A 21,449-nucleotide genomic window follows, 5' to 3' on the forward strand; every position below is an offset into this window, starting at 1 on the left:
CTAACCTAATCATACCAGTTCATGCAAACTGAAAAAATTCAGAAACCGGTTCAGGCTCAAAAGCCTCGGCTTAGTTTCTGGCAGATATGGAACATGAGTTTTGGATTTTTCGGAATCCAGTACGGCTTTGGTCTTCAGCAGGCCAATATGAGTCCTATCTTCCGGTACCTGAACGCCGATGAGTCGTCTATCCCGGCGCTGTGGCTGGCAGGTCCCGTAACTGGTCTACTGATTCAACCGATCATTGGTGCCATGAGCGACCGGACGTGGTCGCCACGCTGGGGCCGTCGGAAACCATTCTTTCTGATTGGTGCCCTCATCACCAGCGTTGCGCTGTTCTTGATGCCGAATTCGTCGACGCTCTGGATGGCCGCCAGCCTGATGTGGATTCTGGATTCAGGTCTGAACGTATCGATGGAACCGTTTCGGGCGTTCATCGGCGACAAACTAAACGAAGACCAGCGCACCATCGGTTTTGCCATGCAAAGCTTTTTTGTCGGTTTTGGGCAAACACTGGCTAACCTGATGCCACGTATTCTACCCCTCTTCGGTTTGACGATGGTGGCTACGGGTTCAAATTCGATTCCGGACATTACGCGCTGGTCGTTTTACATCGGAGCCGTGGCTATTGTGGCGGCCGTTTTGTGGACGATGTACACGACGGACGAATACCCACCGGACGATATGGCTGCTTTTGAACGGGAAAAACGTGAAGGCGGTGGTATTTTCAAAGCGTTCGCGGAGGTAGGCATAGCGCTGCGCGAGATGCCCCCGACCATGCGGCAGTTGTGGTGGGTCAAGTTCTTTACGTGGTACGGTTTGCCGCTAATGTGGCAATATCTGTCGCTGGCCATTGCTCGTCATGCCTTCAACGCTCCTACAGCACAGTCGCCCGGTTTTGAACGTGGTATTGAAGTGGGCAACGACTGTTTTGCTCTGTTCAATATCGGGTGCTTTGGAGTTTCATTTTTCCTGCCTGCCATTGCCAAACGTATCGGGCGCCGGGGAACCCACGCGCTGTTTCTGACCCTCGGAGGGCTTGGCTTCATGTCGATGCTGCTGGGTAACGATAAAAGCTTTTTCCTGATCGGTATGGGGTTTGTAGGGCTGGCCTGGGGTTCTATTCTGTCCATGCCGTACGTCATGCTATCGTCGTCTGTACCGCAGGAACGGATGGGCGTTTACATGGGTCTGTTTAACGGCTTCATTGTGGTGCCGCAGATCATCAACATGATCACAATTCCCTTCCTGTACGACAGCGTTTTGGGCAGCGATCCACGCAATGCCTTAATTCTGTGCGGCATTTGCCTGCTACTGGCGGCCGGTGCCTGCTTCCTGGTTAAAGAAACCCGACGGAGCGAACAGATTGCGTTCCCGATAGAACCGGGCGGCAACTAAAATTCAAACAGTTTCCTACATTTGTCACTCAACCATCCTGACTTAATGCACAGGCGGTTGAGTGACTTTTTTGTGTATACCATGAGTATCAATCGCCCGTATGCCCTCCTGTCGGTGGGTGAACTGCTTGCCGATTTTATCAGCCATCACGTATCACGCGATCTGCTGGATGCACCGGACTTCCGCCGGTATCAGGGAGGCAGCCCGGCCAACATGGCGGCCAATATGGCTCGCCTGGGCAACCGTACCGCCCTGGTAGCCTGTGTCGGCAACGACAACCTCGGCCGCTACCTGACCCGAGAAGTAGCCGAAGCGGGAGTAGATACTCAGTACACATCCGTCGATCCGAACCACCCCACGAGCATCGTCATCGTTTCGCGCACGGCAGGCACACCCGACTTCATTGCTTACCGTACTGCTGATTGCCAGATAAAGGCCGAGCAGCTTCCGGAATCACTGCTGGCTCAGGCACATATTTTTCATACTACCTGTTTTGCTCTGAGTCGACAACCAGCTCAGAAAGCCATCGTTGAGGCTGCGCACCGTGCCCGGCGGTTGAGTTGTCAGGTTAGTATCGATGCTAATTACGCTCCCAGCATCTGGCCCGACCGCGACGAAGCCTGGCGTATTCTGGCGGATTACTGTTCGGCCGGTGCTTTGGTTAAACTAAGTGAAGATGACACCAAACGACTCTACGGTCACCCCCAGCCGATTGAACAGGTACTGAACGATTTCCACCGAATGGGGGCTCAACAGATCTGCCTGACCCTGGGTGCTGAAGGTAGCCTGGTTTCGTATGAGGGCGGCACCAGACAGGTACGCATTCCTGGCCGCAAGATCGACGTAGTGGACGTAACGGGGGCCGGCGACGCCTACTGGGCAGGGTATCTAACGGCCTTTCTCGACGATAAAACACCAGAGGAATGTGCTCATGCCGGAGCAGCCATGGCTAAAATGAAATTAATGCGGCAAGGGCCGCTCCCTTCGGTGATTGATCGGCATGAGATTTACGCCTAGGCGATGTTCATTACGACGTATTGCAATTGACACCAAAATTGCCGGTCAAATTTAGATAAACGATCGCTTAGCTGACTCTTGCTCTCCCTGCCAATACTTTGTTGAAAGTTGTTTTCCCCAACTCTTCAAACAAAAATATATAGTATTTCTATATGTTAAATCAGACATTATTTCAAACACCGAAAACCTGCGCTTATTATTAAGTCATATATTTAACTGCTCATCGCTGAAACGGCTTATTTTCCTTTAATGACTCCGTACAGCGGACTTACCAACTCACAATTCTAGTAGGCTTTCATAATGAAAGTAGCCTTATCGTTACTGCTGATAGGAAGCTTGTGTCTCATAAGGCACAGTAGTTACAGCCAGAAACTTGACAACCAACGGGATAGCTTACTACGCCTTCTGCCGACTTTGCCGGATGACTCTGTCAAGTTTGGGGTCCTTTATGACATTGGTAACAGTTACAAGGCAATTGACGCGCACACGGCAAGACAATACGCTACGCAGGCACTCGACTTGGCCCGCAGTCTGAAAAGAGGTGTTGATGAAGCCGACGCGCTAAATCTGATTAGTTCGACCTACCGAATTGAAGGTGATTTTCTAAAAGCAAAAACAGCGTTGCTACAGGCGCTGCCCCTCTGGGATCGATTTCATAAATACAAAGGGCTGAGCCAGGGCTACCACAACCTCAGCTTTATCATTTTTGAAGGCGAAAAGGACTACGACCTGTCTCTGGCATACTGTCAGAAAGCACTTGCCATAAACCTTGAACATAACCTGGCCAAGTACATCCCGAGTAATTACAACCAGATCGGCCTGATTTATAAGAATAAAGGCAGACTGGATCTGGCCCGCGCTTATTTTTTAAAAGCGGTTCAGCTAACAAAGAAGTTACCTGCTGATCAGCAAGGCGACCTGAGTGCTTTTTATAATAACCTGTCTAAAATAGCGCTTGAACAAGGGCAGCCAAATGAGGGACTACGGTGGGTAGGCTTAGCAACCAACCTGAATCAGGAAAATAACAATCAACTGTCGCTGACGTACAGTCTGGAGAACACCGCCCGCATCAAGGCCTATCTTGGTCAGAGCGATCAGGCGGATAAGCTCTTCTCGCAGGCACTGAATCTGGCTCGGCAGCTTAACGCACCCAAACGCAGCCGTGACATTTACCTGACTATGAGCGAAAGTTATGAGCGAGCCGGAAACTATGAGCAGGCCCTGCTGGCCCATAAACGATTCAACGTTCTGGATGATTCGCTTTTCACGGCTACCCGAGCGAGACAGTTGTCGGAGTTACAGACGCAGTATGAAACTAACCAGAAAGAGCAGCGCATTGAGCAACTGAATACCGATGCGAGGGACCGGCAGCGGCAATTCATTTACCTTGGCGTTGGCAGTGGCTTGCTGATTGTGCTACTGGGTGCGCTCATCTGGCAGAACAACCGTATCCGACGCAGTCGGAACCTTATTCGTCAGCAATCGGATCACCTTGAATTACTGATCAAAGAATTGCACCATCGGGTCAAAAACAATTTTGCGCTTGTATCGGGGCTGCTTAATCTGCAAATGCACAAAGCCCCCAGCGAAGAGACAATGAAAACCGCGCAGCAGCGTATTGAAGCCATGTCGCTTATTCACCAGCGACTGTACCAGACCGAACACCTGACGCACGTCAATTTTCAGGAATTTTTGGCAGATCTAACGGCCAGTTTATTACGGGCTTATGGCTTCCAGCCAGACGATATCAACCTTACGCTCGACGTTGATGTGGTCTGGCTGGATGTAGACCGGGCCATTCCACTCGGCCTTATCGCCAATGAGCTGATTACGAACACATTAAAATACGCCTATCGGGAAACGGATAAACCTGCGCTTCGCGTGGCCCTGCAGGAAAATCCGAACCTGTCGCTTGAGATAGCAGATAACGGGCCGGGTTTTGACCCCAAAAGCTGGCAACTGTCCGGCGGCTCTTTTGGCAAGCAGTTGATAAAGGCGCTTACGGCTCAGTTAAATGGTCATTATGAGTTGGACACGTCCAGCGGGACTTGTTTCCGACTTTCTATCGCCTGACAATACCCAACTGGACGACACGTAACCCAGCCCGAAAGACATGCCAAGCGCCCCCCCTCACGCAACCCTTCGCGTTTACTGGCATTATCAACCTACCTTTTTAATGATGACTATTTCATATCCTTAAGTTTATCCAGATCTACATCATCCAGAACGGTTTTCAGCTTATCCATGTCAATGCCTCGTCCTTTGGCGGTCACGATGAAGCGGTTATTGATCAGTACAGCAATCTCTCCGTTTTTATCCGAGTTATCGTATTTCTCGTACGTCTTGTAATCGCCCATTTTGCTGGTCTTTTCGTATCCGTTGGCGGTTTCCTTGTCAACCTCGATCATCGACCAGGCTGCCAGCCCCATCATCATGCTGGCCCCTCCGCCATCGACAATGGCTACTTCAACGGTTTCGGTGTCATCGGCGTTTCCATACTTCCCGGTAGCCGTTGAAACGTTAAAACCCATAGCACCGCTTTTTTCGCCAGTGGCTTCCTTACGTGCCAGCCCGTCGGCATCGGCAGGGAGTAACTCTTTAAGCGTACGGAAATCTACCGTTTCAACGGGGCCCTTTTTTTCCATTTCTTCGGCCTGCTTGGCCATTTCCCGAACGGCGGCCACAGCCCCGGATGCTGAAACGGAAGCCTCGTCTTTTTCCTCTTCTTCGTTTTTACCCCCACAACCGGTCAACAGGGCGGCTGAAACCAGGCCTGTCAGGAGAAAAGATACGTTCTTGTTCATGTATATACTTGGTTAAGATGAATTATGGAATGAACAGGGAGCAAACTACAACGTATCGGGATTACCATGGTAATGTTTTGAGCAAACGTGCTATCCTTTCTTCAAAGCTGTAAATCAAAAAGGGACCTTGCGGTCCCTTTTTGATTTGTTCACTGCTTATCTGATGGGCAGTGAATGCTGCCGCTGGTTACCACGTATCACGAAGTACACACCAAGCGCCACCGCTGGTATACTAAGGATCTGTCCCATGTTCAGGAACAGGTCGTTCTCGAAAGCTACCTGATTTTCCTTCAGGTATTCGTAAAAGAAGCGCAGCGAGAACACCCAGATCAGAAAAATACCGAGCATACTGCCCCGGGGCGTCCGTTCGCGATTTCGGTTCCAGTACCAGAGCAGAAAGAAAAACAGCACGAAACACGACAACGCTTCGTAGAGCTGCGACGGATGCCGAGGTATTTTCTCGTATTCGGGATTATTAATAAAAATAAATGCCCAGGGTACGTCTGTAGGTCGCCCAACAATCTCGGAATTCATGAGGTTACCCAACCGGATAAACGCCCCGCCGAGGGCTACCGTGATCACGATCCGGTCCGTTACCCACAGGAACGTCTGGCCTGTTTTGCGGCTGGCCTCCCGCCGTGAATACAACCACAAGCCCAGCAGGATACCGATTGCTGCCCCATGGCTGGCCAGCCCCGCATACGGCGGCAGAATGACCTCCAGCGGATTACGCAGCAACACCTGGGGTTCATAAAACAGGAAGTGGCCGATCCGAGCGCCTAATACCGTCGAAACGACCATGTAAATCAGCAGTGTATCTGTATCGGCAACAGGTTTATTTTCCGTCTTGTAAATATGCGTCATGATCTGCATGCCAATCAGGAACCCCAGCGCAAACAATAACCCATACCAGCGGATTGAGAAGGAACCAATGTGAAAGATTTCAGGATTTACATCCCAAATAATGTACTGCAGCATAGCGTGTTGGTTTCGGAGTCGTTACGTGTAGAACGACGACGGGCAAAGATACGTAAGTGCAGGAAAGATTTTAACCGTTTCGGTGTTTAAGAAATTAGTATGAAACAGCTCCTTATCGGCTTGGTCAGGGTATACCAGGCAGCCATTTCGCCTTATTTTCCGAATGCCTGCCGCTACACGCCTACCTGCTCGCAGTATATGATTGAGGCAATTCAGAAGCACGGGCCGATGAAAGGCGGCTGGATGGGTCTGAAACGCATCGGCCGCTGCCATCCATGGGGCGGTCATGGCTACGACCCCGTGCCCTGATACGAATCAGACTGCCATTTTGACTTACTCAATACGTTTGCCTGATTTTTGCCTTTCAACTTTGATAGTTCGACTATTTACGAAAAACAGAGAATATGCTTGGCATTACCGCAGATAACAAACTGAAACGCCTGATCGTGGTTGGCGATCGGGTGCTGATTAAACCCAAAGACCCTACCGACCGCACCGCGAGTGGTTTGTACCTCCCGCCTACCGTTCAGGAAAAAGAACAGGTACAGTCGGGTTATGTCATTAAAGTTGGTCCGGGCTATCCGATTCCGGCCGCCGTAGAAGACGAACCGTGGAAAGAAACTGAAGAAAAAGTCAAATACATGCCGCTCCAGGCGCAGGAAGGTGATGTTGCGCTGTATCTGCAACGCAACGCCATTGAGTTGCAGTATGAAGGCGAGCAATACGTGATTGTTCCTCAGGCCTCTATCCTGATGCTGGAGCGGTCTGAGGACCTGCTGTGAGCGCCGGGTCAAAACCACTACGCCTTTTCGTTAGTTAGATACCCTACTAAAGAACCATCCATATGGAAAGCGTAGGTAATCAAACCAAGTCGCTCAAGGCGATTTTAGACGAAAAGAAAGACCAACGGCGGGTGTTGCTGATCTATGGTCGCGACGATGCCCAGCATTTTACCATCGACCAGCAGGAATCGCTCAACGAATTCCGTGACCAACTGGAAGAACGCGATACGGACGTGATCGTCCTGATTGCGTCTACCGTAACGGAACCGGACCGCTGGTATCTGATGCATAGTGATTTTAAACTCAATCCGGCAGAGGACTTTGTGGGTTGGCTGGTTGGCAAAGACGGTACCGTAAAAACATCGTTCACCAGCCCCATGGCTCCACAGGAACTCTTTCGCATCATTGACGATATGCCCATGCGGCAGCAGGAAAAGTAGTCAGAACCGGGATTTAGCGGATTTTTATGATTAACCTGGTTTTGTAAGCGCTTCGCGCTGATGACAAAGCAGCATCGTCCTAATCACCTCAATCCGCTAAATCCCGGTTCTGACTACATGCCAAATCGATTTTTCTCCGTGATTCCCGGCCAGGTATCCGTCCGAAACGGTACGGCCGGGAATCCTTCTTTGTTGTACAGGTTAACATCGCCGTTGTCGTCGGCCCAGCCGTAGCGGACAGCCACGGGAGTCGTCACTGAATCGCAGTATACGACCACCTTATCGCCCTGCACCTCGGCTTTGGCGTAGTAGAACTTCTGATCGGCACCGGCCAGCTCAAACCCTTTCAGATAGCCGTATTTATCTTTTACCATCAGGCCGCTCCCTACGTTTTTGAAGGTCAGTACGGCGCGGTTCCCATCAACGGTCATCTGGTCAAGACTTGGCCCGGCCGATACGTTTCCGCTACCGTATGCTACCCGCATGGCCTCAGCAGCTAATCGTTTACCTACGTCCTGCTTGTTTTTCGGGTGAATGTCGTTCGATTCGCCGATGTCCGACGTAACGGCCATACCCGTTTTCGGCAGTTGCAGCGTCATGGTCTGCGCTTCGCGGAGTTCAGCCCAGGTACTACCTTTCTGGCTGTTGCCGTTGGCGGAGTTAAAGCTGGCCAACTGCACAAACAGGAATGGAAACTCACTGCCCCACTGCTGCCGCCAGTCTTCAATCATCAGCGGGAACGCTTTGCGGTATTGGTACGCCCGGCTCGCATTTGATTCGCCCTGATACCAGATCACCCCCTGCATCGCGTACGGAATCAGTGGGTTCAGCATAGCGTTGAACAGCAACGTAGCGAACGTATTGGGCCCCGGTTTATAAGCCGATGGGAAAAACTGCGCAATACGGTACTGCCACTGCCCGGCCAGCGGAATATCCACGCCCGGTCCGGACAACCGCAACTGGTCGGGTTCGCCCATGAGCCCACCCGCGCCCCCCGTATCCGTAATGCGGATGGCAATGACATTACGTCCCGGCTTGATTACCCCTTCGGGAATTACGTAACTCCGCGACCGCCCGACGTTTTTTGTGGTTCCTACCAATTGCCCGTTCACGTACGTAGAATCTGAGTCATCAACGCCAAAATTCATGGTGAAGCTGCCGGGTTTTGTACCGACTGGAACATCAATCTCGCGCCGGAACCAGACAACCCCATCCACCACCGGCAAACCAGCCCACTCCCAATCGCCGGGCATCCGCATGGTTTTCCATTGGCTGACGTCGACTTCAGGTTTCGCCCAGGTTAACTCCTCAGCAGGGGTCGGTAGTTGGCCGTTCTGCTGCTCCTGAAGCAATTTTTGGAGCCGATCCTTCCCCTGTTGAATCGCTTCATCATCACTGGCGGGGAGCTTAGCTGCTACGTTTCGCAGGTCATCATCGCGTTCTAAGGCCTGTCGGCTGGTCCAGGTTTCGGAGTGAGTGCCTCCCCAGGAGGTATTAATCAGCCCGATGGGTACGTTCAATTCCTGCTGAAGCTGACGCGCGAAGAAGTAGCCCACGGCCGTAAACCTGGGAGCCGTTTCGGGCGTGCAAACTACCCATTCGCCCTCAATGTTGTCTTTGGGCGTCAGGCTCAACGCCTTTTTGACCAGCAACTGACGAATTTGTGGGTGGTTGGCTACTTTAATTTCCTGCCGGGCGTTGGTGGCCGCTTCAAGGGGCCATTCCATGTTCGACTGGCCGGAACACACCCACACCTCCCCCGCCAGCACATCGTCGTACGTAACTGTGTTTTTGCCCTTTATGGCCAACTGATACGGCCCACCCGCTTCCATCGGGTCGAGGGTAACGCGCCATTTACCGTCTTTACCGGCTTTAGTCGTTTTGGTTTGTCCTACCCCGGTCAGCGTGACCGTCACTTTCTCGCCGGGATCGGCCCAGCCCCAGACCGGAACGGGTTTCCGGCGCTGCAATACCATGTGTGAACTGAACATGTTCGGTAATCGTACGTCGGCGAAGGCCGCCTGAATGGTCAGTAAGCCCAGAAGAAACGTGCGTAAGGTCAATTTTTTCATCGGGATTCAGGGATATGAGGGATACCTAGTAATCAAACCAATACATTTGAACCAGATCTGTAAATCTACAAAATGAACGTGTCCGAACGTATCCTGATTAGCGGGGCTACCGGCAATGTTGGCCTGGAAACCTTGCGTGAACTCGTGCAGCGCCCCGACAAGCATTTGTTCGACGTCATCGCTGCCGTTCAAAACCCGGATCAGGCGCGAAAGACCATTGCGGTCCAGCCCGACGATTTTGTCAAACTGGATTTTACGGATGCCGCCACCTTTGGCCCTGCCCTCCAGGGGGTCAGCCGGCTGTTGTTGGTACGGCCTCCCCAGTTGGCCGACGTCGATAAATACTTCAAACCGTTTATCGACGTAGTGAAGCAGAAACCGGTTAAGCAGGTCGTATTTCTATCGTTGCAGGGCGTCGAAAACAATACCGTTACGCCCCATCACAAAATTGAAAAGCTGATCGTCGAGGCAGGTATTCCGTATACCTTTCTACGCCCAAGCTTTTTTATGCAGAACCTGAGTACAACGCACCGGGACGAAATTCGCTTACGGAATGAGATTTTTGTGCCTGCCGGTAACGGCCGTACCAGTTTTGTGGATGTGCGGGACATTGGAGCCGTTGCGGCCCTCGCCCTGACAAGCTCTGGCCATGAACATCTCAATAAAGGCTACGAGCTGACCGGTTCTGAAGCGCTCACCTACGGCGAAGTGGCCGATATGCTGACCGACGTATTGGGACGAAAAATCACGTACCGAAATCCATCCGCCCTTCGGTTTGTCTGGCAAAAATGGCGTAATGAACACACACCGCTCGGCTTCGTACTCATTATGGTAGCGTTGTATTCGGTCGCCAGGCTGGGCAAAGCCGCCGGGCTTACCAACGAAACCCAACGGCTGCTGGGCCGCCCGCCCATTTCGATCCGGCAGTTTCTGAACGATTATAAAATGGTCTGGATGCCGTAATTTGCGGTCATGGCCATTTCTTCCGTTCCAACCGACACCATACCTACTAACCGCCGTACCGAAATCCTGGCCGGTATCTCTACGTTTCTGGCGACGATGTACATCATCGTGGTCAATCCGGCAATTCTCAGCCAGGCAGGACTGCCGTTTAGCGGAGTGCTTACCGCTACGATACTGCTCTCGTTCGTGTGCAGTCTGATGATGGGGCTCTACGCCCGCAACCCGATTGTAGTGGCACCCGGCATGGGGCTCAATGCCTTCTTTACGTTCACGGCGGTCAAAACCATGGGATTGCGGCCTGAAGTCGCCCTGGGTGCGGTGTTCTGGGCAGGTGTCCTGTTTTTGCTACTGTCCATTGGTAACGTCCGCTCAGCACTGGTCCGGACCATTCCTCACCCGTTACGTTACGCTGTCTCGGCCGGAATCGGCCTGTTCATCACCCTGATCGGTTTCGAAAATGCCAAATTCATTGTAGCTAATCCAGCTACACTGGTCAGCATTACACGCCTGAACGATCCCATTGTCCTGACGTTCATCTTCGGGCTGCTGCTAACGAGCGTGCTGGTAGTGCGCAACGTACCGGGAGCCATCATTATTGGTATCGTGCTGACAACACTGGCAGCCTGGCCCATCGGCCGGTTCTGGGGCGATGCATCGGCCATTAACTTCGGTAACCGCGAACTGGTTAGCTTTCAAGGTATCTGGTCTACGCCGGATTTTAGCCTCATTGGTAAGGTAGACCTGGTTAACTCGCTGCAATGGTCGCTCTGGCCGGTCATTTTCGCCTTCGTGTTCACCGACCTGTTCGATAGCCTGTCTACGTTCGTGGGCGTGGCCGAAGCGGGTAATTTATACGGTCCCGATGGCCACCCCCGTAACCTCAACCAGTCGCTGCTGACCGATGCGGTCGCTACGGCCCTGGCCGGTTTGCTGGGTACCAGCCCTGGTACGTCCTACATTGAGTCGGCGGTAGGTATTGCACAGGGCGGACGTACGGGCCTGACCGCCATCGTCGCAGGGTGTTGCTTTTTGCCCTTTCTTTTTCTGTCGCCCCTCCTCTCCATCATTCCGGCCATTGCGACGGCTCCGGCCCTGGTGCTGGTCGGTGCGTTCATGATGAAGCCCGTCACCCGCATCAACTGGAACCAGTTGGACGATGCCCTGCCAGCTTTTCTGGCGCTGGTCCTGATTCCGTTTACGTACTCCATCACACAGGGCATCATCTGGGGCTTCCTGTCGTGGACGGTCATTAAAGTGGCTGTCGGAAAAAGCCACGAAGTACCGGTTGGGTTATGGATCGTGGATGGATTCTGTCTGATAGCCTTGTTTGCCGGTCATTAATTTTGTACCCAATCTTACGAAATACAACCTATGAAAAAATTAGTAGTTGCTTTCCTGCTGCTTGCACAAACTGGGCTGGCCCAACGCTACGAACCCCGGCCTGTTACAGCCCTGCTGGGTGCTTTCGACGAAGAAGTGAAACTGGTCCAGCAGTCGCTGCAAAACCGGCAGGTGCAGGTCATCAATGGCATTACGTTCATCACCGGTCAAGTCGACGGGCATGATGTAGTCGTGGCAGAAACGGGTATCGGTAAAGTTAACGCAGCCATGACGACGGCCTTTATGCTGGCTCATTTCCGGCCCCAGCGGGTTTTGTTTACCGGCATCGCGGGCGGTACCAACCCCGACCTTCAGCCGGGCGACATCGTGATTGCCCGCCAGACGGCCCACCACGACTTCGGCTACATTACGTTCAATCGCCAGAAGACCAACCAGACACGTAACGCCATTACCAAAGAGTTTAACCCCGCCTACTTCCCAGCCGACTCAGCGTTATTAAAGGTAGCCGTCGAAACGGCCAAAACGGTGCCGTTCGAAGCCATTCCCGTTACGTCGCGACCACCGTCGGTCATTGTCGGTACGGTCGTAACGGGCGATGTTTTTGTGTCGTCGGAGGAAAAAGTGCAGAGCCTGCGTAGCGAATACAACGCCGATGCGACCGAGATGGAAGGGGCGGCCGTAGCCCAGGTCTGTTACCAGCAGCAGGTGCCTTGCCTGGTTATCCGCAGCCTCAGCGACAAAGCCAATGCCAACGCCCGCAATGATATGCTGACCTTCTTCAAGACAGCCGCCCGCAACTCAGCCAAATTAGTCCTCGCGATCGTGAAAGGGTTATAGTGGTTTTAATAGCCGCTTCCCTCCGCCAGGACTGCTGTAAACACCCTCCGGAACGGAATTACCAGCCTGTCAGGGATTAAGTTTAAACTCTATCGCTATTTGGTAGTTACTTGCTTGTACAAGCACAAAAAAATATGTCAACCATTGCTGTTTTTGGCGCCACAGGCCGTACAGGAATTCCCCTTGTTCAAAAAGCGCTGGAGGAAGGCTACCAAGTCAGAGCGTTGGTTCGCAATCCCCAGAAAATGACAATTACCCATCCTCATCTCATTGTCATTCAAGGCGATGCGTTAGACCCCAGGTCAGTCAGCAAAACCATCGGCAACAGCGATGGAGTTATCAGTACTCTTGGTCAGGACAAAGCCAGTTCGCCCGATTTCCAGACCCGCGCTACTCAACTGATCATTGACGTGATGAAGCAAAACGACATCCGTCGGCTGATTTCCCTGACCGGCGGGGGCGTCCGCGATGCGGCCAACGATAAACCGGGTTTCATGGATAACGCTATCGTGTTTATCATGAAGAACGTGGCGGGAAAAGGGGCTCGACAGGCGCTGTTTGATGGTATCAGTCATGCCGAACTGATTAAAAAAAGTGGCCTCGACTGGACAATCGTGCGTGGTCCCATGTTAACCGAAGATCCGGCTAAAGGGAGCTATAAGGTAGGGTATGTGGGTACCGTACCGGGCATCAAACTGACGCGTGCGGACCTCGCCGACTTCATCATGAACGAGTTTGAGACCGGCCAATACCTACATAAAATGCCATTCGTCACCAATGGGTAAGGCATGAATCTATTCATTCCCTCAGAAAAGCCACTTGCCTTTGGCGGCAGGTGGCTTTTTTAACATCTTTGGTGATTACTCAACTTAACAAACCTGTTTTCTGCTGACAGGTAACCTCATGGCTCTATTTTCAACTAACCCGTTCCGGTCGTTCTGGATGGCGGGATATGAATGCACCGATCAACTCAACTGCTTTGGCAACCGCGTTGATTTTCTACCATTGACCGGCCATACCCAACTACTCGCCGAAGATTACGCCCATCTTGGCCCTTTCAACATTCGTACCGTTCGGGAAGGAATTCGCTGGAGCCAGATCGAAAAAACACCGTATCAGTACGATTGGAGTCTGGTCAAAGCCATGCTCCTGGAAGGCCGTCGGCAGGGTATCCAGCAAATCTGGGATATGTGCCATTTTGGGTATCCCGATGACCTTACTCCCCTCCACCCCCAGTTTGCACGTCGGTTTGCAGCTCTATGCCGGGCCTTCGTCGAGTTTTACCGATCGGTGCTGCCCGACGATGAACTGATTGTTACGCCGATTAATGAGGTTAACTTCATTTCGTGGCTCGGTGGGGATGTGCGCGGTACGTCGCCTTACTGCGTAGGTCAGGGTTGGGAAGTGAAATACGGGCTGATGCGGGCTTACATTGAGGGCGTTGCAGCCCTGCGCGAAGCCGACCCATCCGTCCGAATCCTGACTACGGAACCACTGGTACAGATTGTGCCGCCCCTCAATGCGACCAACGAGCAAATTATCGAAGCCGCTACCGCCGACGAAAATCAGTTCCAGTCGGCAGATATGTTGGGCGGCTTCATATGCCCCGAGTTGGGTGGCTCTCCTGATTTCCTTGATCTGCTTGGCTTCAATTATTACTACAACAATCAATGGGAACTCGGCTTTCAGACGTTTCTGCCCTGGGGTGACCCAATTCCCGACCCTCGCTGGCTGCCCTTACGCAAACTGCTGCTCAAAGCCTACCGACGATACAACCGCCCTATTGTATTGACAGAAACCAGCCACCCCGGCATTGACCGGCCGCACTGGATACGGATGATCGGCGAAGAATGTTCAGCGTTGGTTCAGGAAGGCGTTCCGCTTTGGGGTGTATGTCTATACCCAATTATCGACCGCCCGGACTGGGATCATCCTACGCAGTGGCACCACTCGGGGCTGTGGGATGCCGAGCTAATCGACGGTGAACCACCCCGTCGGGTTCTGTATCAGCCGTATGCCCAGGCGTTGCTGGAAGCACAGGTGATGGTCGAAAATGCCAGTGCTCAATCGGCTACCGTGCCCGAGGCTGTTGCCGCTACGTAGCGAGACAAGCGCTTAGAGATAAAGTTGTACCATCCGCTGCCAGTAACAAGCCTGGTGTGCTCGCCCGTCCCAGACGTAGAGTTCGTGTGGTATCTGCTTGGCCGTCAGGGCTTCACTCAACGCTATATTGCTTCCTAGAAATGGGTCCTCGGCCCCAATAGCGATCGTGATTTCCATCCGCCGGAGCTCCTTCAGAATCTGCTCATCAATCAGATTAGGCACAAAGTGGGTAGGCGTATGGAAATAAACGTCGTCGTTATAGTAATCATCAAAGAGACTCCGAAACTCGGCCACCGGCATCGACAGATCGTAGCGACCGCTCAACGCTACGATCTTCCCAAAATGTTCGGGGTGGCGAAGCGCAATGTTAACGGCATGATAGGCTCCCAGACTACACCCGTGGGCAATCATAAACGGCTGCGGATTCTTGAGTCGTGAGAGGGGTAATACTTCGTTCAGTATATACTGCTCATATTGAATATGCCGCTGAATACGATCCTGCGGATGAATGTGCCGGTTATAGACGCTTTCGCTGTCCACACTATCCACGCAGAAGAGCTGAAGCAGGCCATTATCGATGGAGCCCGACAAAGCCTCGACAAGACCAAAGCCCTCGTAGTCGAAAAAACGACCCCGCCGGGTCGGGAAAACCAGCACCCGTGCTCCTGCATGACCAAAAATGAGTAGTTCCATATCCCGGTTTAAGTTCGGGCTGAACCATTTATGGTATTCACGGTGCATAGTGTAAGAAAGGAAAAACGGCCGAAATTGGCCTCTTTTCAGCACATTTAACTACTTGCTGCTTAAAGAAATTGTTAAAAAATATGCGGATGTTTAAGCAACACCTCCCGCCAGAGCGCGTATCCCTTTGCATTCAGATGCAACCCATCGGCCTGAAATAACTCCGGCCGGGGACCACAGGCAGCACTCAGCATGGGCGTGTGCGAATCGACGTAGTGACAATGCGGATACCGGGCAATTTCTTTACGGATCAATTCATTGGCGTACCGGATTCGATCAACAATGGCCCAGCGAGCCGGACTCGGCTTAATGGCCATAAACGTCAGCGGTACATCAGGGAGCTGGCGTTGCAGTTTCTGCGTCAATGCGCAGAAAAACAGATACACTTCTTCGACATGACGACCGTCGCCCAGGTCATTATCCCCAGCGTAGAAAATGATCGATTTAGGATTAGCCGGCACCACAAGCCGGTCAAAAAACCAGGCGCAGGCTGCCAGCGTTGAGCCGCCAAAACCAAGGTTAAGGGTATTATACTGTGGAAAATCCTGTGCCAGTGTGGTCCACAACCGAATGGATGAACTTCCGTAAAATACGACGGGGCTGTCAGCAATAGACCCGGCTTTTACTTTCTTTTCAAGCGCCTGAACTTCTTCTTCGTACCAAAACATGAGGGCAATATAAAGTAATAGGAACTCGGAGGCCGCGCTTTTATAAAACTTTTGCACTCACCTTCGCCGATTCGCCCAGCCATTTTCGAATAATCTGGGTCAATGGCTTTGCTTCAATTAGAAAACCATCGTGGCCGTAAAGTGAATCAATTTCTTCGTAAACGGCATCGGGAATGTGCCGCGCCAGAAACTGTTGTTCGGAAGGAGGAAACAAAATATCGGAGCGAATACCCACCACCAGCGTCCGGGCTTTGATCTGATTCAGCGCGTTCAGAATGCTGCCCCGGTTCCGCCCTACGTTGTGCGAATCCATCACTTTGGTAAGCGTCCAGTACGTAAACGCATTAAAACGAGCGGCCAGCTTCTCACCCTGATACCGCTGGTAGCTCGCAGCTTTATAGCCGTCGAGTTGTTCGTTATTATCAAGCGCCTGCGTGAATCCGTACGTATCGTAATTTCGGTACGAGATCAAGGCCATGGCCCGGGCCGCTTTCATCCCGGTTACGCCCGCGTCGTCCCGGCGTTCGGCCCAGGTCGGGTCGGCTTCAATTGCCATCCGCTGCGACTCATTGAACGCAATCCCCCACGGAGAGAACACCGCGTTGGAGGCAATTAAAATCAGATTTTGAATCAGATTCGGCTGAGTAATGGCCCACTCAACCGCCTGCTGTCCGCCTACTGATCCCCCCACGCAGGTATGAATCTGCTCAATACCTAGTTCCTGGCGCAGCAAATCCAGGGCTCCAACCATATCGCGAATGGTGATGGTTGGAAAATCGTGGTAGAAAGGCGTACCCGTAGCCGGGTTAACTGACAGCGGCCCAGTAGAGCCGTAACAGGAACCAATGATGTTCGCACAGATAATGAAGTAGTGCTCCGGGTCATAGAACTTCCCGGGTCCCACCATCCCGCCCCACCAATCGACCGGATCGGCATTGCCCGTCAGCGCGTGGCAAATCCACACCACATTGGAGCCATCCGCATTGCGCGTGCCCTGTGTTGTGTAGGCCAGTCGAAAACCCGGCAGTGCCTCACCCGATTCGAGCGGGTACGTGTACTTGTAATCAAAAAATTGAAGGTCCAATTATGCTATTAGTTTGTAGTAAAGGGCTTACGGTTAGCCGTAAGCCCTTTACTGATTAACTCAACACCGGCTCCGCAATGGCGGCAAAAGCCTGTTGTAAGTCGGCTTTAATATCATCAATGTGCTCGATTCCGGCCGAAATCCGCAGCAGCCCCGGTTCAACCCCCGCACTAGTCTGTTCGTGCTCACTCAACTGCTGGTGGGTTGTCGAAGCCGGGTGAATAATCAGCGTTTTGGCATCACCGACATTAGCCAGGTGGCTCACCAGCTTCAGGCTGTTCACAAACTGATCGGCGGCTTCTCGACCACCTTTCACCTTGAACGTGAACACGCCACCGAAGCCCCGCTTCAGGTATTTCTTCGCCAGGTCATAATACGGGCTGCTTTCCAGGCCGGGGTAGTTTACAAATTCCACCTGCTCGTGCGCTTCGAGCCATTTTGCCAGCGTCAGGGCGTTTTCTACCGTCCGATCAAGGCGCAGGGAAAGTGTTTCAAGACCCTGCAGCAACAGGAACGAGTTGAACGGACTGATAGCCGGGCCCCAGTCGCGCAGCCCTTCCACCCGGGCGCGGATGATAAACTGGATGTTGCCAAACGGCCCGCCAACACCAAATACATCGCTGAACACCATGCCATGATAGCCCGGTGATGGCTCACTGAACTGCGGGAATTTACCGTTGCCCCAGTTGTAGTTGCCACTGTCGACAATCACCCCGCCGATGCTGGTCCCATGTCCACCAATCCATTTGGTAGCCGATTCAACCACTACAGCCGCGCCGTGTTCGATGGGCCGGAACAGGTAACCACCCGCCCCGAACGTATTGTCGACAATCAGGGGAATATCGTGCTGCTGGGCAATAGCCGCAATAGCGTCAAAATCCGGAATATTAAAACCGGGGTTCCCAATGGTTTCAAGATAAATCGCCTTTGTCCGCTCGTCGATCAGCTTCTCGAAGGATTCGGGTTTATCGCCATCGGCAAAGCGAACGTCCACGCCCAGCCGCTTGAACGAAACCTTGAACTGGTTATACGTACCTCCGTAGAGAAACGAAGTCGAAATAAAGTTGTCGCCTGAATTCAGGATGTTGTTCAGGGCAATGAACTGAGCCGCCTGCCCCGATCCCACAGCCAATGCTGCTACCCCTCCTTCGAGCGCGGCCATCCGCTTTTCGAATACGTCGGTAGTTGGGTTCATGATCCGGGTATAAATGTTTCCGAACGCTTTCAACGCAAACAGATCAGCTCCATGCGCTGAGTCATTGAAAACATAGGACGTAGTCTGATAAATAGGAACCGCCCGTGAATTGGTGGTAGGATCAGCCTCCTGACCCGCATGGAGCTGAAGGGTTTCGAAATGCAGTTGATCGGCCATAGCTTCTAGGAAATAAGGTGGAAGAGTTAATTATTTATGAAAAGACAATCATACAAAACAGATAAACGGCGACGATCTGTCCCAGCCTGCCTGGCTGAAAGACGTCGGGGTGGTGAGTGCTTAACGGCCCGCAAGGGGCATACAGCAGTGGATGTACAGCATGTGGTTTTACGATTTATAGCTCCTAATGATCCGCCGTAACGGTTACTTTAGGCAGGAATTAGCACCTTGCCGTGTGGTAGGTTGCCAGAGGTTCACCGAGCCTGGTCTCTCCCCTCTTCTGTATAAATCAATCTGCGCCGGGGTTAAAAAGGCGCTATTCAATTGACTTGATAGCGCAAGTATAACAGCCAAACAATGGGATTCCAAAATCCAGCCCGGATTTTTTGCCGTTGGCTTATTTTTCAGGAATATCCTAAAGTACCTATTTGAATAGCCGCGCCGTTTTTTACTTTTGCTTTTAAGATCGCTATCCAATGAGTCAAGTATATCGTTTCAAGTCCGAACACACTGGCCGACGCGCTGATACAACTACGGTAAAAGACGCCATTAACCAGTTGCTGAAAACATACCAGCTTCAGACCCGCTTTAACGAAACGTACCTTGAGGCTTTCTGGAGCCGGATGATGGGACAGGCGATTGCTTCCCGGACGAACCGGCTCTACGTCCGGGATCGTAAACTTCACATTGAGATCTCGTCGGCTCCTCTACGCAACGAACTCGTCAACGCCAAGCAGAAGCTCATCCAGCTTGTCAATAAGGATATGGGCTCGGAGGTGATCGACGACGTAGTTTTCATCTAACCGGCCCAGAAGCTTCGGGCCTTAGAATTGAATCAGTAAGCTTTTACGTTCCTGCTGCATAGTAATGGGCTCCGGAATGAACGTAGCGTTCAGTCCCAGTTGGTGGCACATATCCAGCCATGCCTGCTCGGGTATGACCAGAAATCCGTTCTGCTGCCGGATGTTGTAATACGACGAAAATCGCAGCCGAACCAGTAGCTTCAGCATCGACAGGAGTTGTCCCTGCCGGAATGACTTGGTAACGATACTCCAGATATCCTTCAGCGTATTTTCCTCCACAATCAGATCGCAGATTAAGGCCTTGGTACCGGGGGCCGCTACGTTCCGGATGGCTGCCAGTAACTGCTTCGCTTCTGATGCGTCGCGGTAATATTGCACCACGCTCATGACAATAATTACGTCAAATCGCTGGCCAGCGATTACGTTAAAGTTCAGGTAGTCATCGGCGGAGAGGTCGTGGAAGTACACATTCGGGTGATGCCGGTGTTTGGCACGGGCCATTTCGTTGTACCGCTTCGATACGTCCAGTCCATGGATCTCAGCTACCCGGTCGTGCCAGGCATCCTCGAGATTACCCGGCCCAGACCCAATATCAAGCACCTTCTGCGATTTGACCACGGTAACGTACTTCTCGACCCGCGCCAGGAAATAGGCGTAATTAGCAGACATCGAATCGTCAAACTCGTTCTCCTGCTGCCAGAAATCAAGCCAGGTCGCTGACTCGTTCGCTTTTTCAGTAGTCATTTTTGACTAAATTTTGCAGTGTTGTAGTAATCAATTACTGTATATGCCTGCGCCATCTACGTCAAAAAGCATAGCTCTTTGACGTGCGTTTGGCTAACAGGTCACGACAAAAGTGTTGCTTGCGGCTTGGGCGTGACTTGTGGCACCCGGGAAGGCACATGCATGAGATACAAAATCCGGAACCAGATCAGTACGCACGGAAGGGCTTTCAACACGTAGGGCTTTACAAACTGTTCGCGGAGAAAAATTGGAAACACATCACTTGGCGACAATACGGTCAGGATAAAACAACTGATCAGCAGGACCCGGTCAAGCCAGCTTTGAGGACAAAAAAACCACCAGCAAAGCACACCCGTAACGGCCGTAATGTACGTGGGCGATTCAGCTACCGGGTTAAAGATGACCTGAAAGATCAGGATCGACGCCAGCATCAGCATCCGAAATGTACGCTCGCTAAAACGCCGAGTGTGGGCGTAAACCGTACAAAAAAGCACCACCCCCGTACCGATAATGGCCGGTGTTGCAACATTGGGCGAGATAATCAGGTGGACAAGCCGGTGAATAGAGGTGTTGGCCCATTTATCCCCATCAGACTTGATAAATAGCTGCCTTACCCACATTTCATACTGCCACCATAGTTTCTCCGGCGATGTAAACAGCAGAGGCAATAAAGCCAGCACTACGCCCCAAAACACCATGTACGCCAGGAACCGCAACTTCTGCGGATACAACAGAAACAGCGCAGCCGCCACGAGGCTGTAAATCTTGATATTGAAGCCAAGTATGATGAAAAAAGCGGCCCAGAACGGCTGTCGCCTTTCAAAACTAAGGAACGTAAACAGCGAGATGGCTGCAATGAGCGGATTCGTCTGACTGCCTACTACCGACGTAAACAGTTCCTGCAAACCGAACCAGTAGGCAACGACTTTCTGGCCGTGCGTCCAGGGCATCCGATAAACGGCAACTACCCACACCGCTGTAAACAAAAACTGCCAGATAAATAAACCAACGGAATATGGCAGCGAAAAAACAGGCGAAAATAAAGCTGCGAACGTTGGCGCGTAATGAAAATGATCCGAATATTCGGCCGGATACACCTCGTACAGGCTCTTTCCGTCAATCAGATGATAAAGCGAGTAATAAAAGATGCTGTAATTATTGGACCCGAACAGAAAAACGGCTTTAATGCTCGCGAACAGGGTAGCAGCCGCGTAAATACTAAAAATAAAGCGGAAATCGCTGAAGAGCGGTTTCCGGAAAAATTGCACAAATCCGGCAATAGATGAATTCATGAAGGGAAAG

Annotated in this window: 21 protein-coding genes and 1 riboswitch; of the genes, 12 read left to right on the forward strand and 9 right to left on the reverse strand. The window is 52.0% G+C overall.

Annotated elements, in window-relative coordinates; genetic code table 11:
* Positions 1-21 precede the first annotated feature (21 nt).
* The 3 genes from BN8_RS20375 to BN8_RS20385 all read left to right on the forward strand — a co-directional run bounded on the left by BN8_RS20375 (position 22) and on the right by BN8_RS20385 (position 4,488).
* Positions 22-1,398 (forward strand): MFS transporter, encoded by a 1,377-nt coding sequence (locus BN8_RS20375; RefSeq protein WP_009283826.1) that lies wholly within the window; start codon positions 22-24, stop codon positions 1,396-1,398.
* Between the two features lie 81 nt (positions 1,399-1,479).
* Positions 1,480-2,415, forward strand: coding sequence for a carbohydrate kinase family protein (locus BN8_RS20380; RefSeq protein WP_040006658.1), 936 nt, complete (start codon positions 1,480-1,482; stop codon positions 2,413-2,415).
* Between the two features lie 414 nt (positions 2,416-2,829).
* Positions 2,830-4,488, forward strand: a complete 1,659-nt coding sequence (locus BN8_RS20385) for a sensor histidine kinase (protein ID WP_040006385.1) — start codon at positions 2,830-2,832, stop codon at positions 4,486-4,488.
* A 110-nt stretch (positions 4,489-4,598) separates the two neighbouring features.
* Here the strand turns inward: BN8_RS20385 and BN8_RS20390 are convergent, their stop codons facing one another.
* Both BN8_RS20390 and lgt read right to left on the reverse strand, forming a co-directional pair.
* Positions 4,599-5,219 (reverse strand): hypothetical protein, encoded by a 621-nt coding sequence (locus BN8_RS20390; RefSeq protein WP_009283829.1) that lies wholly within the window; start codon positions 5,217-5,219, stop codon positions 4,599-4,601.
* Between the two features lie 156 nt (positions 5,220-5,375).
* Entirely contained in the window at positions 5,376-6,197 is an 822-nt protein-coding gene (gene lgt / locus BN8_RS20395; RefSeq protein WP_009283830.1) for a prolipoprotein diacylglyceryl transferase, read from the reverse strand.
* A gap of 99 nt (positions 6,198-6,296) precedes the next feature.
* Between lgt and yidD the strand changes: the two genes are divergently transcribed.
* From yidD to BN8_RS20410, 3 genes are all read left to right on the forward strand, one after another.
* The gene (gene yidD, locus BN8_RS20400; RefSeq protein WP_009283831.1) at positions 6,297-6,506 is read left to right on the forward strand and encodes a membrane protein insertion efficiency factor YidD; all 210 of its coding nucleotides are present in this window, start codon (positions 6,297-6,299) and stop codon (positions 6,504-6,506) included.
* 95 nt (positions 6,507-6,601) lie between these two features.
* Complete coding sequence (locus BN8_RS20405) at positions 6,602-6,979, forward strand: co-chaperone GroES (RefSeq protein ID WP_009283832.1); 378 nt, start codon at positions 6,602-6,604, stop codon at positions 6,977-6,979.
* A gap of 62 nt (positions 6,980-7,041) precedes the next feature.
* Positions 7,042-7,419, forward strand: coding sequence for a DUF4174 domain-containing protein (locus tag BN8_RS20410; RefSeq protein WP_009283833.1), 378 nt, complete (start codon positions 7,042-7,044; stop codon positions 7,417-7,419).
* A 113-nt stretch (positions 7,420-7,532) separates the two neighbouring features.
* Here the strand turns inward: BN8_RS20410 and BN8_RS20415 are convergent, their stop codons facing one another.
* Positions 7,533-9,491 carry a sialate O-acetylesterase gene (locus tag BN8_RS20415; RefSeq protein WP_009283834.1) on the reverse strand — a complete coding sequence of 653 codons (1,959 nt, stop codon included), beginning with the start codon at positions 9,489-9,491 and terminating at the stop codon, positions 7,533-7,535.
* Between the two features lie 72 nt (positions 9,492-9,563).
* On the opposite strand from BN8_RS20415, the gene BN8_RS20420 reads away from it, so the two are divergent.
* The 5 genes from BN8_RS20420 to BN8_RS20440 all read left to right on the forward strand — a co-directional run bounded on the left by BN8_RS20420 (position 9,564) and on the right by BN8_RS20440 (position 14,735).
* A complete protein-coding gene (locus tag BN8_RS20420) occupies positions 9,564-10,454 on the forward strand; it encodes an SDR family oxidoreductase (protein WP_009283835.1) in 891 nt (296 codons plus the stop codon).
* A gap of 9 nt (positions 10,455-10,463) precedes the next feature.
* On the forward strand, positions 10,464-11,795 hold the full coding sequence (locus BN8_RS20425; RefSeq protein WP_009283836.1) for an NCS2 family permease: 1,332 nt from the start codon (positions 10,464-10,466) through the stop codon (positions 11,793-11,795).
* A gap of 30 nt (positions 11,796-11,825) precedes the next feature.
* Positions 11,826-12,632 (forward strand): 5'-methylthioadenosine/adenosylhomocysteine nucleosidase, encoded by an 807-nt coding sequence (locus BN8_RS20430; protein WP_009283837.1) that lies wholly within the window; start codon positions 11,826-11,828, stop codon positions 12,630-12,632.
* A gap of 134 nt (positions 12,633-12,766) precedes the next feature.
* Positions 12,767-13,417, forward strand: coding sequence for an NAD(P)-dependent oxidoreductase (locus BN8_RS20435; RefSeq protein ID WP_009283838.1), 651 nt, complete (start codon positions 12,767-12,769; stop codon positions 13,415-13,417).
* Between the two features lie 118 nt (positions 13,418-13,535).
* Positions 13,536-14,735: a glycoside hydrolase family 1 protein gene (locus tag BN8_RS20440; protein WP_009283839.1), complete on the forward strand. Its 1,200-nt coding sequence runs from the start codon at positions 13,536-13,538 to the stop codon at positions 14,733-14,735.
* A 12-nt stretch (positions 14,736-14,747) separates the two neighbouring features.
* On the opposite strand, the gene BN8_RS20445 is transcribed toward BN8_RS20440, so the two are convergent.
* From BN8_RS20445 to BN8_RS20460, 4 genes are all read right to left on the reverse strand, one after another.
* Positions 14,748-15,428: an esterase family protein gene (locus BN8_RS20445; protein WP_229368229.1), complete on the reverse strand. Its 681-nt coding sequence runs from the start codon at positions 15,426-15,428 to the stop codon at positions 14,748-14,750.
* Between the two features lie 122 nt (positions 15,429-15,550).
* A complete protein-coding gene (locus BN8_RS20450) occupies positions 15,551-16,144 on the reverse strand; it encodes an SGNH/GDSL hydrolase family protein (protein ID WP_009283841.1) in 594 nt (197 codons plus the stop codon).
* Between the two features lie 40 nt (positions 16,145-16,184).
* Positions 16,185-17,228, reverse strand: a complete 1,044-nt coding sequence (gene metX, locus BN8_RS20455; RefSeq protein WP_009283842.1) for a homoserine O-acetyltransferase MetX — start codon at positions 17,226-17,228, stop codon at positions 16,185-16,187.
* A 55-nt stretch (positions 17,229-17,283) separates the two neighbouring features.
* On the reverse strand, positions 17,284-18,600 hold the full coding sequence (locus BN8_RS20460) for an O-acetylhomoserine aminocarboxypropyltransferase/cysteine synthase family protein (RefSeq protein ID WP_009283843.1): 1,317 nt from the start codon (positions 18,598-18,600) through the stop codon (positions 17,284-17,286).
* Positions 18,601-18,785: 185 nt separating this feature from the next.
* Positions 18,786-18,891: riboswitch (SAM riboswitch) on the reverse strand.
* 185 nt (positions 18,892-19,076) lie between these two features.
* Between BN8_RS20460 and BN8_RS20465 the strand changes: the two genes are divergently transcribed.
* On the forward strand, positions 19,077-19,403 hold the full coding sequence (locus BN8_RS20465; RefSeq protein WP_009283844.1) for a DciA family protein: 327 nt from the start codon (positions 19,077-19,079) through the stop codon (positions 19,401-19,403).
* Positions 19,404-19,424: 21 nt separating this feature from the next.
* On the opposite strand, the gene BN8_RS20470 is transcribed toward BN8_RS20465, so the two are convergent.
* The gene (locus BN8_RS20470) at positions 19,425-20,147 is read right to left on the reverse strand and encodes a class I SAM-dependent methyltransferase (RefSeq protein ID WP_009283845.1); all 723 of its coding nucleotides are present in this window, start codon (positions 20,145-20,147) and stop codon (positions 19,425-19,427) included.
* Between the two features lie 101 nt (positions 20,148-20,248).
* Positions 20,249-21,439, reverse strand: a complete 1,191-nt coding sequence (locus tag BN8_RS20475; RefSeq protein ID WP_009283846.1) for a glycosyltransferase family 87 protein — start codon at positions 21,437-21,439, stop codon at positions 20,249-20,251.
* Positions 21,440-21,449 lie beyond the last annotated feature (10 nt).

The sequence above is a fragment of the Fibrisoma limi BUZ 3 genome, assembly GCF_000296815.2.
GTDB classification, from domain to species: domain Bacteria; phylum Bacteroidota; class Bacteroidia; order Cytophagales; family Spirosomataceae; genus Fibrisoma; species Fibrisoma limi.

Coding starts and splice junctions, on each gene's coding strand:
- BN8_RS20390 (WP_009283829.1), bottom strand. CDS start 5,219: ATGAACAAGAACGTATCTTTTCTCCTGACAGGCCTGGTTTCAGCCGCC.
- BN8_RS20430 (WP_009283837.1), top strand. CDS start 11,826: ATGAAAAAATTAGTAGTTGCTTTCCTGCTGCTTGCACAAACTGGGCTG.
- BN8_RS20435 (WP_009283838.1), top strand. CDS start 12,767: ATGTCAACCATTGCTGTTTTTGGCGCCACAGGCCGTACAGGAATTCCC.
- BN8_RS20425 (WP_009283836.1), top strand. CDS start 10,464: ATGGCCATTTCTTCCGTTCCAACCGACACCATACCTACTAACCGCCGT.
- BN8_RS20380 (WP_040006658.1), top strand. CDS start 1,480: ATGAGTATCAATCGCCCGTATGCCCTCCTGTCGGTGGGTGAACTGCTT.
- BN8_RS20415 (WP_009283834.1), bottom strand. CDS start 9,491: ATGAAAAAATTGACCTTACGCACGTTTCTTCTGGGCTTACTGACCATT.
- BN8_RS20470 (WP_009283845.1), bottom strand. CDS start 20,147: ATGACTACTGAAAAAGCGAACGAGTCAGCGACCTGGCTTGATTTCTGG.
- BN8_RS20405 (WP_009283832.1), top strand. CDS start 6,602: ATGCTTGGCATTACCGCAGATAACAAACTGAAACGCCTGATCGTGGTT.
- BN8_RS20375 (WP_009283826.1), top strand. CDS start 22: ATGCAAACTGAAAAAATTCAGAAACCGGTTCAGGCTCAAAAGCCTCGG.
- yidD (WP_009283831.1), top strand. CDS start 6,297: ATGAAACAGCTCCTTATCGGCTTGGTCAGGGTATACCAGGCAGCCATT.
- BN8_RS20445 (WP_229368229.1), bottom strand. CDS start 15,428: ATGGAACTACTCATTTTTGGTCATGCAGGAGCACGGGTGCTGGTTTTC.
- BN8_RS20460 (WP_009283843.1), bottom strand. CDS start 18,600: ATGGCCGATCAACTGCATTTCGAAACCCTTCAGCTCCATGCGGGTCAG.
- BN8_RS20465 (WP_009283844.1), top strand. CDS start 19,077: ATGAGTCAAGTATATCGTTTCAAGTCCGAACACACTGGCCGACGCGCT.
- BN8_RS20410 (WP_009283833.1), top strand. CDS start 7,042: ATGGAAAGCGTAGGTAATCAAACCAAGTCGCTCAAGGCGATTTTAGAC.
- BN8_RS20475 (WP_009283846.1), bottom strand. CDS start 21,439: ATGAATTCATCTATTGCCGGATTTGTGCAATTTTTCCGGAAACCGCTC.
- lgt (WP_009283830.1), bottom strand. CDS start 6,197: ATGCTGCAGTACATTATTTGGGATGTAAATCCTGAAATCTTTCACATT.
- BN8_RS20440 (WP_009283839.1), top strand. CDS start 13,536: ATGGCTCTATTTTCAACTAACCCGTTCCGGTCGTTCTGGATGGCGGGA.
- BN8_RS20420 (WP_009283835.1), top strand. CDS start 9,564: ATGAACGTGTCCGAACGTATCCTGATTAGCGGGGCTACCGGCAATGTT.
- BN8_RS20450 (WP_009283841.1), bottom strand. CDS start 16,144: ATGTTTTGGTACGAAGAAGAAGTTCAGGCGCTTGAAAAGAAAGTAAAA.